This is a genomic window from Pseudomonas serbica, assembly GCF_028823535.1.
In the GTDB taxonomy this organism is placed as follows: Bacteria; Pseudomonadota; Gammaproteobacteria; order Pseudomonadales; family Pseudomonadaceae; genus Aquipseudomonas; species Aquipseudomonas serbica.
On sequence record NZ_JAQIYM010000002.1, the window covers coordinates 412,599 to 427,341 of the forward strand.

Consider the following 14,743-nt stretch of genomic DNA (forward strand, 5'->3'; position numbering starts at 1 on the left):
AGCCAGCTTGCTCGCGATGGTGGGTCAGCTGCATCACTGTCGACTGACGCTCCATCGCGAGCAGGCTCGCTCCCACAAAGGTCAGCTGCGTCTGTAACGGGCGCAGCGCCATTCCCGCTGCAGTAAATTCAGCTCCAAAGGATTCGCGATGAGCAATAACGCGTCTTTCACGCCCCCAAGCCTGGTGCTGACCACCATCGGCCTGTCGTTGGCGACCTTCATGCAGGTGCTCGACACCACCATCGCCAACGTGGCGCTGCCGACCATTTCCGGCAACCTGGGGGTGAGTTCGGAGCAGGGCACCTGGGTCATCACCTCCTTTGCGGTTAGCAACGCCATCGCGTTGCCGCTGACCGGCTGGCTCAGCCGGCGGTTCGGTGAGGTGAAGCTGTTCCTGTGGGCAACCGTGCTGTTTGTGCTGGCTTCGTTTCTCTGCGGTATTTCCACCTCGATGCCGGAGTTGATCGGTTTCCGGGTGCTGCAAGGCCTGGTGGCCGGGCCGTTGTACCCGATGACCCAGACGCTGCTGATCGCCGTATACCCACCCGCCAGGCGCGGCATGGCCCTGGCGTTGCTGGCGATGGTCACGGTGGTCGCGCCTATTGCAGGACCGATCCTCGGCGGCTGGATCACTGACAGCTACAGCTGGCCGTGGATCTTCTTCATCAACGTGCCGATCGGCATCTTCGCGGTCATGGTCGTGCGTTCGCAGCTCAAGGCGCGGCCGGTGGTGACCAGTTATCAGCCGATGGATTACGTTGGTTTGATCACTCTGGTCATCGGCGTCGGGGCCTTACAGATCATCCTCGACAAGGGCAATGACCTGGACTGGTTCGAATCGAGCTTCATCCTCATCGGCGCGGCCATTTCGGTGATTGCCCTGGCGGTGTTCGTGATCTGGGAAATGACTGACCGCCACCCGGTGGTCAACCTGCGGCTGTTTGCCTACCGCAACTTCCGCATCGGCACCCTGGTGCTGGTGTTGGGGTACGCCGGGTTCTTCGGGATCAACCTGATCCTGCCGCAATGGCTGCAAACCCAGATGGGCTACACAGCCACCTGGGCCGGCCTGGCGGTGGCGCCGATCGGGATTTTGCCGGTGCTGATGTCGCCGTTTGTCGGCAAGTACGCGCACAAGTTCGACCTGCGCCTGTTGGCGGGTATCGCCTTCCTGGCCATCGGCCTGAGCTGTTTCATGCGCGCCGGCTTTACCAACGAAGTGGACTACCAGCACATCGCCCTGGTGCAGTTGTTCATGGGCATTGGCGTGGCGCTGTTCTTCATGCCGACCCTGAGCATCCTGATGTCGGACCTGCCGCCAAGCCAGATCGCCGACGGCGCGGGTCTCGCGACCTTCCTGCGTACCCTGGGCGGCAGCTTCGCGGCGTCGTTGACCACCTGGATCTGGATTCGCCGGGCCGACCAGCACCATGCCTACATGAGCGAAAGCATCAGCACCTTCGAGCCGGCAACCCGTGAGGCCCTGCATTCACTGGGTGGTGCGAGCAATCAGGCGTATGCGCAGCTCGATCATGTGCTGACCAGCCAGGCGTACATGCTCTCCACCGTGGATTACTTCACGTTGCTGGGGTGGGCGTTCATGGGCTTGATCGTGATCGTCTGGCTGGCGAAACCGCCGTTTGCGGCGAAGGCGGGGCCTGAAGCCAGCGGTCACTGACTACAGATCGTTCCCACGCAGAGCGTGGGAACGATCATTCAAGAAGCCGCAAAATCAAACGGCGCCAACGCGAACCCTTGCTCATCCACCTGCAATGCCCAGCCCTGCTTGTCCCAATCCCCCAGCACAATGCGCTGAACCGCCTGTTCGCCCAGCTGCAGCTTGTGGATGGCGGGGCGGTGGGTATGGCCGTGGATCAGGGTTTTCACCCCGTATTGCTGCATGATCCGCGGAATCTCCAGGGGCGTGACATCAACGATGTCATTGGCCTTCATCCGGGTTTGCGCACGGCTTTCACTGCGCAGTTTGCGCGCCAGCTTTTGCCGGGTACGCAGCGGCAAGTGCCGCAGGATGAACAGGGTAATCGGGTTGCGCAGGTAGCGACGCAGCTTCATGTAGGCTTCGTCGCGGGTGCAGAGGCTGTCGCCGTGCATCAACAGCACGGGTTCGCCATTGAACTGCACGACACTCGGATCTTTCAGCAGGGTGCAGCCGGCCTGTTTGCAGAACGCCTTGCCCAACATGAAGTCGCGATTGCCGTGCATCAGGAAAATCGCCGTGCCGCTGTCGCTCAATTCGCGCAGGGCCTGGCAGATGGAGCGCTGGAACGGCGTCATGGCATCGTCGCCAATCCACGCCTCGAAAAAGTCGCCCAGGATATAGAGAGCACTCGCCGAACGGGCGCGTCCGGCGAGCAAATCCAGAAACGCCCGGGTAATGTCCGGGCGCTCCTCTTCCAGATGCAAGTCTGAAATCAGCAGTATCACTCAATGATCTCGGCTTTCTCGATGATCACGTCGTCTGCTGGTACGTCCTGGTGGCCGGACTTGGAAGTGGTGGCCACGCCTTTGATCTTGTCGACAACGTCGGTGCCGGCGGTCACTTTGCCGAATACCGCGTAGCCCCAGCCTTGCACGTTCTTGCCACTGTGGTTGAGGAAGCTGTTGTCAGCCACGTTGATGAAGAACTGCGCGGAAGCCGAATGCGGCTCCATGGTGCGGGCCATGGCGACGGTGTACTTGTCGTTGGAAAGACCGTTGTCGGCTTCGTTCTGGATGCTTGGGCGCTTGTCTTTCTTTTCTTTCATGCCTGGCTCGAAACCGCCGCCCTGGATCATGAAGTTACCGATGACGCGGTGGAAAACGGTGTTTTCGTAGTGACCGGCTTTAACGTACTCGACGAAGTTGGCCACGGTGATCGGGGCCTTGTCGGCGTTCAGTTCGAGGACGATGTCGCCGAAGTTGGTAGTCAGTTTGACTTGGGTCATGATCGTTACTCATCAAGAGGAATTCGTGGTCTTGGGACATTCGGTCCCGCGACCGGTTCAGCCAGTCTCGGCCAAGGTGCGCAGTTTAGCGTGACAGGCGCGAATTTCGAGGCTGTTTTTTCATTTACGGCCTATTAAATACGACGGTTTACAGGGTGCGCTCTGTCAGGTACTTGACGGCATCGGCTATGATAGCGGCTTTGTTTTGTCCGGCCTTCATTACGGCCACGCACCAATACGTTCAAGGATCCTATGAGCAAGCCCACTGTCGACCCTACCTCGAATGCCAAGACCGGCCCTGCCGTGCCGGTCAACTTCCTGCGGCCGATCATCCAGGCAGACCTGGACTCGGGCAAGCACACGCAGATCGTCACCCGTTTCCCGCCTGAGCCCAACGGCTACCTGCACATCGGCCACGCCAAGTCGATCTGCGTGAACTTCGGCCTGGCCCAGGAGTTCGGCGGCGTCACGCACCTGCGGTTCGACGACACCAACCCGGCCAAGGAAGACCAGGAATACATCGACGCGATCGAAAGCGACGTCAAATGGCTGGGCTTCGAATGGTCCGGTGAAGTGCGCTACGCCTCGCAGTATTTCGACCAGTTGCACGACTGGGCAGTGGAGTTGATCAAGTCCGGCAAGGCCTATGTCGACGACCTGACCCCTGAACAAGCCAAGGAATACCGCGGCAGCCTGACCGAGCCGGGCAAGAACAGCCCGTTCCGCGACCGTTCGGTTGAAGAGAACCTGGACTGGTTCGCCCGCATGCGTGCCGGCGAATTCCCGGACGGTGCACGCGTGCTGCGCGCCAAGATCGACATGGCCTCGCCGAACATGAACCTGCGCGACCCGATCATGTATCGCATCCGTCACGCGCATCACCACCAGACCGGTGACAAGTGGTGCATCTACCCGAACTACGACTTCACCCACGGTCAGTCGGACGCGATCGAAGGCATCACCCACTCGATCTGCACCCTGGAATTCGAAAGCCACCGTCCGTTGTACGAGTGGTTCCTCGAGAACCTGCCGGTGCCGGCCAACCCGCGCCAGTACGAGTTCAGCCGCCTGAACCTGAACTACACCATCACCAGCAAGCGCAAGCTCAAGCAGCTGGTCGATGAAAAGCACGTCAACGGCTGGGATGACCCGCGCATGTCCACGCTGTCGGGCTTCCGCCGCCGTGGCTACACGCCGAAATCGATCCGCAACTTCTGCGAAATGATCGGCACCAACCGTTCCGACGGCGTGGTCGACTTCGGCATGCTCGAATTCAGCATCCGTGACGACCTCGACCACAGCGCTCCGCGCGCCATGTGCGTACTGCGTCCGCTGAAAGTCGTGATCACCAACTACCCGGAAGGCCAGTTCGAGAACCTCGAACTGCCATGCCACCCGAAAGAAGACATGGGCGTGCGCGTATTGCCGTTCGCCCGTGAGATCTACATCGACCGTGAAGACTTCATGGAAGAACCGCCAAAAGGCTACAAGCGCCTGGAACCGAACGGCGAAGTGCGCCTGCGCGGCAGCTACGTGATCCGCGCCGACGAAGCGATCAAGGACGCCGATGGCAACATCGTCGAACTGCGTTGCTCCTACGATCCGGACACCCTGGGCAAGAACCCTGAAGGCCGCAAGGTCAAGGGTGTGGTGCACTGGGTGCCGGCCGCTGCCAGCGTCGAGTGCGAAGTGCGCCTGTACGACCGTCTGTTCCGTTCTCCGAACCCGGAGAAGGCCGAAGACAGCGCCAGTTTCCTGGACAACATCAACCCTGACTCGCTGCAGGTACTCACCGGTTGTCGTGCTGAACCCTCGCTGGGCAATGCACAGCCGGAGGACCGTTTCCAGTTCGAGCGCGAAGGTTACTTCGTCGCGGATATCAAGGACTCGAAACCGGGCGCTCCGGTCTTCAACCGTACCGTGACCCTGCGTGACTCCTGGGGCCAGTGATTCAAGGAAATAACGTGCTTACGATCTACAACACGCTCACCAAGAGCAAAGAAGTCTTCAAGCCACTGGATGGCAACAAGGTGCGCATGTACGTGTGCGGCATGACCGTGTACGACTACTGCCACCTGGGCCACGGCCGCAGCATGGTCGCCTTCGACCTGGTGACGCGCTGGTTGCGCTTCAGCGGTTATGACCTGACTTATGTGCGTAACATCACCGACATCGACGACAAGATCATCAACCGGGCGAACGAGAACGGCGAGTCGTTCGAAGCCTTGACCGAGCGCATGATCGCGGCGATGCACGAAGACGAAGCGCGCCTGAACATCAAGAAGCCGGACATGGAGCCGCGTGCCACGGATCACATCCCTGGCATGCACGCGATGATCCAGACCCTGATCGACAAGGGTTACGCCTACGCCCCGGGCAATGGCGACGTGTACTACCGCGTCGGCAAGTTCATGGGCTACGGCAAGCTGTCGCGCAAGAAGATCGAAGACCTGCGCATCGGCGCGCGTATCGAAGTCGACGAGTCCAAGCAAGACCCGCTGGACTTCGTGCTGTGGAAAGCCGCCAAGCCGGGCGAGCCTAGCTGGGAGTCACCTTGGGGCGCCGGGCGTCCGGGCTGGCACATCGAGTGCTCGGTGATGTCGACCTGCTGCCTGGGCGAGACCTTCGACATTCATGGCGGCGGCAGCGATCTTGAGTTCCCGCACCACGAGAACGAAATCGCCCAGAGCGAAGCGGCCACCGGCAAGACCTACGCCAACGCGTGGATGCATTGCGGCATGATCCGCATCAATGGCGAGAAGATGTCCAAGTCCTTGAACAACTTCTTCACCATTCGCGACGTGCTGGACAAGTACCACCCGGAAGTCGTGCGTTACCTGCTGGTGTCGAGCCACTACCGCAGCGCGATCAACTATTCGGAAGACAACCTCAAGGACGCCAAGGGCGCCCTGGAGCGTTTCTACCACGCGTTGAAAGGCCTGCCGACTGTCGCGCCTGCTGGCGGCGAAGCTTTCGTCGAGCGTTTCACCCAGGTGATGAACGACGACTTCGGCACGCCGGAAGCCTGCGCGGTGCTGTTCGAGATGGTCCGCGAGATCAACCGCCTGCGCGAGAGCGATCTCAACGCAGCGGCCGGCCTGGCTGCCCGTTTGAAAGAACTGGCCAGCGTGCTGGGTGTGTTGCAGCTCGAAGCCGATGACTTCCTGCAAGCCGGCGCCGAAGGGCGTGTGGATGCGGCTGAAGTCGAAGCGCTGATCGCTGCGCGCCTGGCGGCCCGTGCCGGCAAGGACTGGGCCGAATCCGACCGTATCCGCGACCAGCTCACCGCCATGGGCGTGGTGCTGGAAGACGGCAAGGGCGGGACGACCTGGCGTTTGGCGGACTGATAGATGTAATGCTTAAAAAACAAAACCCGCCTTGTGCGGGTTTTTGTTTATGGGCTGGACGTAAACGCTGTAGCGACTGGACTAACGTCTTCGCGAGCAAGCCCGCTCCCACAGTGATCTGCGGTGTGATTGAGTCAAGTGCACGGCACAAATTCAATGTGGGAGCGGGCTTGCTCGCGAATGGTCTCAAGCCGAACACAACCATTGCGGATCACCCACTACTCAGCCTGACGCAACCGCTTGTAAAGGGTATTGCGACTGACCCCGAGGCGCCGCGCCAAGTACGAAATATTCCCCCCAGCCGCCTGCAACTGCCGGTTCAGATCTTCGGCATCATTCAGATCAACGGCCAACGGCTCCGGCGTCTCCACCGGCTCCATCTCCAGATCGACAAAAAAGTCATCAGGCAAATGCTCCGGCCGCACCGGTTGTTCCTCGGCCATGGCCAGTGCCACCTGCATCACGCTGCTGACCTGCCTCAAATTCCCCGGCCACGGGTGACGGCTGAACAGTTCCAGCACTTCGCGACTCAATCCCGCCCATTGCGAGGGCTCGCGGTGCTGTTCCCACAAGCGTTTGAATAGCGCCTCCTTGTCACTGCGCTCCCTCAACGGCGGCAGTTCCAGAGTCAAACCACCAATCCGGTAATACAAATCCTCGCGAAAACGCCCCAACTGCACCTGCTCCCGCAACGAGCGGTTGGTTGCGGAAATGATGCGGATGTCCACCGGGAACAACTCACTGCTACCCACCGGCTGCACGCAGCGCTCTTGCAATACTCGCAGCAAGCGGGCCTGGGTTGGCAGCGGCATGTCGCCGATTTCATCGAGGAACAGCGTGCCTTTGTCGGCCTTGCGGATCAGGCCGATGCTGCCTTTCTGGTTGGCCCCGGTGAAGGCACCTTTTTCATAGCCGAACAGTTCTGACTCCACCAGTTCAGCGGGGATTGCTGCGCAGTTCACGGCGATGAACGCCTGTTTGCTGCGCGAGCTGGCCTGATGCAGGGCCTTGACGAACACTTCCTTGCCGACCCCGGTTTCGCCATGAATCAACAACGGAATGTCTTTTTCCAGCAAGCGCTCGGCCTGGCGCACGGCTTTTTCCACGCGGCTGTCGCCGAAATGCAGGGTATTGAGGCTGATCGCCGGGAGTACCGATACGGCGGGTTCAACGCTCTTGGTTTCAGAAAAAAGTCTGGCCTGGATCGGCACCTGTTTTGGACGTTTGAGCAGACACTGGAAGCGATTGCGCCCGGAAGCCTGGAGCGAGAAGGGCAGGCCTTCGGGTTGATTCAGCAGCTCCAGCAGCGAGACCTTGAACAGGCTCTCGACACTGACCCGCGACAGGCGCACGCCGAGCAGGTTGTCGGCGCGGCGGTTGGCGGACAGCACTTGGCCACTCTCATCGAAAATCAGCAAACCGGCCCACTGGCTGTCGAGGTTGTTCAGGCCGGTGTTGAAGGTCAGCTGAAAATGCTGGCCGTGGAACAGGTTGAGGATCAGCCGGTTTTCCACGGTCTGGCTCATCATCTTGACCATGCCCAGGGTATGGGACGGTGGCAGGTAGCTGTCGCTGGACACATCCAGCACGGCGATGACCTTGCGTTCGGCATCGAAGATCGGCGCAGCGGAGCCGGTCATGAAGCGGTTGGCCTTGAGAAAGTGTTCATCGTGCTCGATGTGCACCGCTTGCCCGCAGGCCAGCGCGGTACCGATCGCATTGGTCCCGCTGCAACGCTCCATCCAGCTGGCGCCCGCGCTGAAACCGCGGGTCAGGCTCGGCTGGATAAACCGTTGGGTGCCCCAGGACGTCAGCACCTGGCCCTGGTTGTCGGCGAGCATGATCAGGCAATTGGAGTTGCTCAGGATGTTTTCGTAATACGGCAGCACTTCCTGATGGGTGGTTTGTACCAGTGAGTGCTGGCTCTCCAGCAACTGGGCGATGCCTTCAGCCGGCAGCTGGTCGAACGCCGGGGTGCTCTGGTGATCGAGGCCGAACGCGCGGCAGCGGGACCAGGAGTCCTGGATGATGGCGTCGTGGGACAGCGGCGAGGCGGGTGCGGCCATGGCAGTCGATCTCTGGGCAAGCTTTTATTGTTCTTATGGTGTTTCACACACGCCACATACCTGTAGTAGCCCGGCTTGCCGGCGATGGCGATATCGATGACGCCATCGCCGGCAAGCCGGGCTCCTACAGGGGCCGTGAACAGTCCATAGAGTGTTGTTCACTATTGTTCATTGTCAATCGGTGAACTGTTCAATTGTTCATTTCCGATTGTTCATTTGTGTTCAGCAACGAACGCACTGTCCCGGTGATTTTCAGAATTTTCGAGCTGAATCAGCCGCTTGTGATTTCTGGCACGAAAGTCGCTCTATCGCTCAGATCGCTTGACTCCAAAAATAAAAAAGGCCGAGCCATGTCATTAACCCTGGAGCATGTCAGCCGTACCGTCGAGGGCCAGACCTGGATCGACGATGCGTGCCTGCGTTTCGAACCCGGATCCTTCAACGTCTTGCTCGGGCGCACGCTGTCCGGCAAGACCAGTCTCATGCGCCTGATGGCCGGGCTGGATAAGCCCGACACCGGCCGCATCCTGATGAATGGCGTCGATGTCACCCAGCGCCCGGTGCGCCTGCGCAATGTGTCGATGGTCTATCAGCAGTTCATCAATTACCCGACCATGACCGTCTTCGAGAACATCGCCTCGCCCTTGCGCCAGGCCGGTGTCTCCAATGAACAGATCCAGAGCAAGGTGCTGGAAACCGCGAAGATGCTGCGCATCGAGAAATTCCTGCAGCGTTATCCCCTGGAACTGTCCGGTGGCCAGCAGCAGCGCACGGCCATGGCCCGGGCGCTGGTCAAGGATGCCGAGCTGATCCTGTTCGATGAGCCGCTGGTCAACCTCGACTACAAATTGCGCGAAGAGCTGCGCCAGGAAATGCGCGAGCTGTTCAAGGCGCGCCACACCATTGCCATCTACGCCACCACCGAGCCCAACGAAGCCCTGGCCCTGGGCGGCACCACCACCATTTTGCATGAGGGCCGGGTGATCCAGAGCGGCCAGTCCTCCGAGGTCTACCACCAGCCGCAGACCGTGCTGGCAGCCGAGTTGTTCTCCGAACCGCCGATCAACCTGATGCCGGGTCGCATTGCCGGCAACGAAGTGAGCTTCGCCAATTTCGTGCACTTCCCGCTCAACGTCGATTTGCGCCCGGTGGGCGAGGGCGAGTTTCGCTTTGGGGTGCGCCCCAGCCATATCTCGCTGGTACCCAGCAACGATGATGACCTGGAGTTGGCAGTGACCGTTGAAGTCGCGGAAATCAGCGGCTCGGAAACCTTCCTGCACGTGCGCAACGAGCATTTCCTGCTGGTGCTGCACTTGCCCGGCGTTCACGAATACGACGTCGATGCGCCGATCCGCATCTACATCCCGACCCATAAACTGTTCGTGTTCGATGCGCAGGGGCGGCTGGTCCAAGCGCCCGGGCGGCGCGTCGCGAGGGTTGCCTGATGGCCGAAATCCGTTTGCAGAACCTCGCCCACAGTTACACCAGCACGCCGACAGGGCCCGAGGATTACGCGATCCGCCAGATGGACCACATCTGGGAGCAGGGCGGCGCCTACGCCTTGCTCGGCCCGTCGGGCTGCGGCAAATCGACCTTGCTCAACATCATTTCCGGGTTGCTCAGCCCGTCCCAGGGCCATGTGCTGTTCGATGGCAAGGCGGTCAACAACCTGACCCCGGAAAAACGCAACATCGCCCAGGTTTTCCAGTTTCCGGTGGTCTACGACACCATGACGGTGTTCGACAACCTGGCCTTTCCATTGCGTAACCAAGGCATGGCCGAGGCGAAGATTCACACCAAGGTGCAGGAAATTGCCGAAGTACTCGACCTGCAGAAACTGCTGAGCAAAAAAGCCAGCAACCTCACCGCCGACGAAAAACAGAAAGTCTCCATGGGCCGTGGGCTGGTGCGCGATGACGTCTCGGCAATCCTCTTCGACGAGCCGCTGACGGTGATCGACCCGCACCTGAAGTGGAAGCTGCGGCGCAAGCTCAAGCAGATTCACGAGCAATTCAACATCACCATGGTCTACGTCACCCACGATCAACTGGAGGCCTCGACCTTCGCCGACAAGATCGCGGTGATGTACGGCGGGCAGATCGTCCAGTTCGGCACGCCGCGGGAATTGTTCGAACGGCCGACCCATACCTTTGTCGGCTACTTCATCGGCAGTCCGGGCATGAACCTGATCGAGGTGCAGCCGCAACCCGGTGGTGTCGGTTTCGCTTCGACCCATTTACCACTGTCTGAAGCCATGCAGAAACGCATCGCCGAATCGACGTGGAAAACCCTGAAGGTCGGCATTCGTCCAGAGTTCATACACGTCTGGGACGAGCCCTTTGATGAAGCGCTGCGGGCACAAGTCGTACACGTCGAAGACCTCGGCACCTACAAGATCCTGACCCTGAACCTCGACGGCGTGCCGCTGAAAGTGCGCCTGGCCGAAGACAAACCGGTGCCCGAGGGCACGGCGTATATCAGCTTTCCGGCGCAGTGGCTGATGGTCTATGCCGACGACTTTCTCCTGGAAACCCAAGCCGGCATTGAGGTGCAGCCATGAACAAGGTGCAGAACAACAAGGCCTGGTGGCTGGTGCTGCCGGTGTTCCTGCTGGTGGCGTTCAGTGCGGTAATCCCGATGATGACCGTGGTCAATTACTCGGTGCAGGATATTTTCGACCAGTCCAGCCGCTACTTCGTCGGTGCCGACTGGTACAAGCAAGTGCTGCTCGACCCGCGCCTGCACGACTCGCTGCTGCGCCAGTTCATCTACTCGGCTTGCGTGCTGTTGATCGAAATCCCCCTGGGCATCGCCATTGCCCTGACCATGCCGACCAAGGGGCGCTGGTCGTCGGTAGTGCTGATCATCCTGGCGATTCCATTGCTGATCCCGTGGAACGTGGTCGGCACCATCTGGCAGATCTTCGGCCGGGCCGACATCGGCCTGCTGGGGGCCAGTCTCAAGGCCATGGGCGTCAACTACAACTATGCGGCGAACACCATGGACGCCTGGGTCACCGTGCTGGTGATGGACGTCTGGCACTGGACCTCGCTGGTGGCGCTCTTGTGCTTCTCCGGCTTGCGGGCGATACCGGACGTGTACTACCAGGCGGCGCGGATCGATCGTGCATCAGCCTGGGCGGTGTTCCGCCATATCCAGTTGCCCAAGCTCAAGAGCGTGCTGTTGATCGCCGTGATGCTGCGCTTCATGGACAGCTTCATGATCTACACCGAGCCGTTCGTACTGACCGGCGGCGGGCCGGGCAACGCCACCACCTTCCTCAGCCAGACCCTGACGCAGATGGCGATCGGGCAGTTCGACCTGGGGCCGGCCGCGGCGTTCTCGCTGGTGTACTTCCTGATCATCCTGTTGGTGTCCTGGCTGTTCTATACCGCCATGACTCACTCTGACGCCAACCGTTGAGGCCATCATGAGCATGAGAAAGCTTGTTCCACTGCTGATCTACATCCTGTTCCTGCTGGTGCCGATCTACTGGCTGCTGAACATGTCCTTCAAGAGCAACAGCGAAATCCTCGGCGGCCTGACGCTTTTCCCACAGGATTTCACCCTGGCCAACTACAAGGTGATCTTCACCGATCCGAGCTGGTACACCGGCTACATCAACTCGGCGTACTACGTGAGCCTGAACACGATCATCTCCCTGACCGTGGCATTGCCGGCCGCCTATGCGTTCTCGCGCTACCGCTTCCTTGGCGACAAGCACCTGTTCTTCTGGCTGCTGACCAACCGCATGGCACCGCCAGCGGTGTTCCTGTTGCCGTTCTTCCAGCTGTATTCATCGATCGGCCTGTTCGACACCCACATCGCGGTGGCCCTGGCGCACTGCCTGTTCAACGTGCCGCTGGCGGTGTGGATTCTCGAAGGCTTCATGTCTGGCGTGCCCAAGGAAATCGACGAAACCGCCTACATCGATGGCTACAGTTTTCCCAAGTTCTTCGTGAAGATTTTCATCCCGTTGATCGGCTCCGGCATCGGCGTCACGGCGTTTTTCTGTTTCATGTTTTCCTGGGTCGAACTGCTGCTGGCGCGAACCCTGACTTCGGTGAACGCCAAGCCCATTGCGGCGGTGATGACCCGCACGGTCTCGGCGTCGGGTATCGACTGGGGCGTGCTGGCAGCGGCGGGGGTGTTGACCATCCTGCCCGGCATGCTGGTGATCTGGTTTGTGCGCAACCACGTGGCCAAGGGCTTTGCCCTGGGCCGGGTATGAGGAGCTGATGATGGAATGGATGAGTTGGACCGTCCCCACGGCGGCGTTCTTCAGCGTCATTGCCTTGATCCTGGTGGGCATGACGACCTGGGAGTTACGTTCGCCGAGCATTCTCAGGCGAGGCTTTTTGCCGATTGCCACCACCCGTGGCGATCGGTTGTTCATCGGTCTTCTCGGTAGCGCCTACCTGCATTTGCTGGTCATCGGCGTAACCGACTGGAGCATCTGGGTCGCCTTCGCGATGTCCCTGGTGTGGCTGTTGGCTGTGATGCGTTGGGGCTAGTCGAATTGCTCGGCAATGTTGCTCCGAAACTTAAACAGGAGGTCTCTATGTTCGACAAAAACAATAAGCTGCGACATAGCATTTCATTGGCAGCCCTGCTGGCACTCAGCGGTTTGAGCGCGTCTGCCTGGGCCGATGCCTATGAAGACGCTGCGAAGAAATGGATCGGCAGCGAGTTCAAACCCTCGACCCTGACGGCCGATCAGCAGCTCGAAGAGCTGAAGTGGTTCATCAAGGCGGCGGAGCCGTTTCGCGGCATGAGCATCAAGGTGGTGTCGGAAACCATCGCCACCCACGAATACGAGTCCAAGGTGCTGGCCAAGGCCTTTACCGAAATCACCGGGATCAAGCTGACCCACGACCTGCTGCAGGAAGGCGACGTGGTGGAAAAGCTGCAGACCCAGATGCAATCGGACAAGAACATCTATGACGGCTGGGTCAACGACTCGGACCTGATCGGTACGCACTTCCGGTACGGCAAGACCGAATCGATCACCGACCTGATGGCCAACGAGGGCAAGAACTTCACCTCGCCGACCCTCGATATCAAGGATTTCATCGGCATCTCCTTCACCACCGCGCCGGACGGCAAGATCTATCAATTGCCGGACCAGCAGTTTGCCAACCTGTACTGGTTCCGCGCCGACTGGTTCGAGCGTGCGGACCTCAAGGCCAAGTTCAAGGAAAAGTACGGCTACGAGTTGGGTGTACCGGTGAACTGGTCGGCCTATGAAGACATTGCCAAATTCTTCAGCGAAGACGTCAAGGAAATCGACGGCAAGCGTGTCTACGGGCACATGGACTACGGCAAGAAAGACCCGTCCCTGGGCTGGCGCTTCACCGATGCCTGGTTCTCCATGGCCGGTGGCGGCGACAAGGGCATCCCCAACGGCTTGCCGGTGGACGAGTGGGGCATCCGGGTGGAGGATTGCCACCCGGTAGGTTCCAGCGTCACCCGCGGTGGCGACACCAACGGCCCGGCGGCGGTGTTCGCCACCACCAAATACGTCGACTGGCTGAAGAAGTACGCGCCACCGGAAGCGGCGGGCATGACTTTCTCCGAATCAGGTCCCGTGCCGTCCCAGGGCAACATCGCCCAGCAGATCTTCTGGTACACCGCGTTCACTGCCGACATGACCAAGCCGGGGCTGGCGGTGATGAACGCCGACGGCACGCCGAAATGGCGCATGGCGCCTTCACCGCGCGGGCCGTACTGGGAAGAGGGCATGAAGCTGGGCTACCAGGACGTGGGCTCCTGGACGTTCATGAAGTCCACGCCTGAGAAACAGAAACTCGCGGCCTGGCTGTACGCGCAGTTCGTGACTTCGAAAACCGTCTCGCTGAAGAAAACCATCGTCGGCCTGACCCCGATCCGCGAGTCGGACATCAACTCGCAAGCCATGACCGACCTGGCACCGAAACTCGGTGGCCTGGTTGAGTTCTATCGCAGCCCGGCCCGCGTGCAATGGACTCCGACGGGGACCAACGTGCCTGATTATCCGCGTCTGGCGCAGTTGTGGTGGAGCCACATCGCCGAAGCGGCGAGCGGCGAGAAAACCCCGCAACAGGCGCTGGATGGCCTGGCCAAGGATCAGGACGCGATCATGACCCGTCTGGAGCGTTCGAAGGCCCAAGCCACCTGCGCCCCGAAAATGAACCCGGAGCGCGATGCGCAATACTGGTTCGATCAACCGGGTGCACCGAAACCGAAATTGGCGAACGAGAAGCCTCAGGGCGAGACCGTGAGTTATGCCGAGCTGCTGAAATCGTGGGAGGCGGCGCGTAAGTAAAGCGCTGAAGTTGTGAAAGGCGAACGGCACCGGAAGGTGCCGTTTTTGTTGGTGCCTGTCCCACCGCTATCGCGAGCAGGC

The 14,743-nt window shown here is 60.2% G+C and carries 12 protein-coding genes; 9 read left to right on the forward strand and 3 right to left on the reverse strand.

All coding sequences use genetic code 11. From position 1 onward, the window contains the following. Positions 1-148: 148 nt before the first annotated feature. The gene (locus NQL71_RS04565; protein ID WP_046817148.1) at positions 149-1,678 is read left to right on the forward strand and encodes a DHA2 family efflux MFS transporter permease subunit; all 1,530 of its coding nucleotides are present in this window, start codon (positions 149-151) and stop codon (positions 1,676-1,678) included. Positions 1,679-1,716: 38 nt separating this feature from the next. On the opposite strand, the gene lpxH is transcribed toward NQL71_RS04565, so the two are convergent. Together lpxH and NQL71_RS04575 are read right to left on the reverse strand one after the other, a co-directional pair. Next, entirely contained in the window at positions 1,717-2,445 is a 729-nt protein-coding gene (lpxH, locus tag NQL71_RS04570; RefSeq protein WP_046817149.1) for a UDP-2,3-diacylglucosamine diphosphatase, read from the reverse strand. Next, positions 2,442-2,945 carry a peptidylprolyl isomerase gene (locus NQL71_RS04575; RefSeq protein ID WP_008053603.1) on the reverse strand — a complete coding sequence of 168 codons (504 nt, stop codon included), beginning with the start codon at positions 2,943-2,945 and terminating at the stop codon, positions 2,442-2,444. The genes lpxH and NQL71_RS04575 overlap by 4 nt, the downstream gene beginning before the upstream one ends. A gap of 252 nt (positions 2,946-3,197) precedes the next feature. Between NQL71_RS04575 and NQL71_RS04580 the strand changes: the two genes are divergently transcribed. Together NQL71_RS04580 and cysS are read left to right on the forward strand one after the other, a co-directional pair. Further along, entirely contained in the window at positions 3,198-4,895 is a 1,698-nt protein-coding gene (locus NQL71_RS04580; RefSeq protein WP_274642330.1) for a glutamine--tRNA ligase/YqeY domain fusion protein, read from the forward strand. Positions 4,896-4,909: 14 nt separating this feature from the next. Next, a complete protein-coding gene (gene cysS / locus NQL71_RS04585; RefSeq protein WP_077185927.1) occupies positions 4,910-6,292 on the forward strand; it encodes a cysteine--tRNA ligase in 1,383 nt (460 codons plus the stop codon). A gap of 218 nt (positions 6,293-6,510) precedes the next feature. On the opposite strand, the gene NQL71_RS04590 is transcribed toward cysS, so the two are convergent. Then, complete coding sequence (locus NQL71_RS04590; protein ID WP_077185926.1) at positions 6,511-8,358, reverse strand: sigma-54-dependent Fis family transcriptional regulator; 1,848 nt, start codon at positions 8,356-8,358, stop codon at positions 6,511-6,513. A 350-nt stretch (positions 8,359-8,708) separates the two neighbouring features. Between NQL71_RS04590 and NQL71_RS04595 the strand changes: the two genes are divergently transcribed. Genes NQL71_RS04595 through NQL71_RS04620 form a run of 6 tightly spaced genes read left to right on the forward strand, consistent with a single transcriptional unit; the run spans position 8,709 to position 14,662 of the window. Beyond that, on the forward strand, positions 8,709-9,803 hold the full coding sequence (locus NQL71_RS04595; protein WP_046817153.1) for an ABC transporter ATP-binding protein: 1,095 nt from the start codon (positions 8,709-8,711) through the stop codon (positions 9,801-9,803). Next, entirely contained in the window at positions 9,803-10,918 is a 1,116-nt protein-coding gene (locus NQL71_RS04600; protein ID WP_077185925.1) for an ABC transporter ATP-binding protein, read from the forward strand. The genes NQL71_RS04595 and NQL71_RS04600 overlap by 1 nt, the downstream gene beginning before the upstream one ends. Further along, positions 10,915-11,781 carry a carbohydrate ABC transporter permease gene (locus NQL71_RS04605; protein WP_008061965.1) on the forward strand — a complete coding sequence of 289 codons (867 nt, stop codon included), beginning with the start codon at positions 10,915-10,917 and terminating at the stop codon, positions 11,779-11,781. Before NQL71_RS04600 ends, NQL71_RS04605 begins: the two co-directional genes overlap by 4 nt. Before the next feature lie 7 nt (positions 11,782-11,788). Next, a complete protein-coding gene (locus NQL71_RS04610; protein ID WP_008061967.1) occupies positions 11,789-12,589 on the forward strand; it encodes a carbohydrate ABC transporter permease in 801 nt (266 codons plus the stop codon). A gap of 10 nt (positions 12,590-12,599) precedes the next feature. After that, the gene (locus NQL71_RS04615) at positions 12,600-12,872 is read left to right on the forward strand and encodes a DUF2160 domain-containing protein (RefSeq protein WP_008061969.1); all 273 of its coding nucleotides are present in this window, start codon (positions 12,600-12,602) and stop codon (positions 12,870-12,872) included. 47 nt (positions 12,873-12,919) lie between these two features. Further along, on the forward strand, positions 12,920-14,662 hold the full coding sequence (locus tag NQL71_RS04620; protein WP_046817156.1) for an ABC transporter substrate-binding protein: 1,743 nt from the start codon (positions 12,920-12,922) through the stop codon (positions 14,660-14,662). Positions 14,663-14,743 lie beyond the last annotated feature (81 nt).

Bases quoted from the DNA above. Each gene is read 5' to 3' on its own strand.
- NQL71_RS04575 (WP_008053603.1), bottom strand. From the start codon at position 2,945: ATGACCCAAGTCAAACTGACTACCAACTTCGGCGACATCGTCCTCGAA.
- NQL71_RS04605 (WP_008061965.1), top strand. From the start codon at position 10,915: ATGAACAAGGTGCAGAACAACAAGGCCTGGTGGCTGGTGCTGCCGGTG.
- NQL71_RS04590 (WP_077185926.1), bottom strand. From the start codon at position 8,358: ATGGCCGCACCCGCCTCGCCGCTGTCCCACGACGCCATCATCCAGGAC.
- NQL71_RS04610 (WP_008061967.1), top strand. From the start codon at position 11,789: ATGAGCATGAGAAAGCTTGTTCCACTGCTGATCTACATCCTGTTCCTG.
- NQL71_RS04600 (WP_077185925.1), top strand. From the start codon at position 9,803: ATGGCCGAAATCCGTTTGCAGAACCTCGCCCACAGTTACACCAGCACG.
- NQL71_RS04580 (WP_274642330.1), top strand. From the start codon at position 3,198: ATGAGCAAGCCCACTGTCGACCCTACCTCGAATGCCAAGACCGGCCCT.
- NQL71_RS04595 (WP_046817153.1), top strand. From the start codon at position 8,709: ATGTCATTAACCCTGGAGCATGTCAGCCGTACCGTCGAGGGCCAGACC.
- NQL71_RS04615 (WP_008061969.1), top strand. From the start codon at position 12,600: ATGGAATGGATGAGTTGGACCGTCCCCACGGCGGCGTTCTTCAGCGTC.
- NQL71_RS04620 (WP_046817156.1), top strand. From the start codon at position 12,920: ATGTTCGACAAAAACAATAAGCTGCGACATAGCATTTCATTGGCAGCC.
- NQL71_RS04565 (WP_046817148.1), top strand. From the start codon at position 149: ATGAGCAATAACGCGTCTTTCACGCCCCCAAGCCTGGTGCTGACCACC.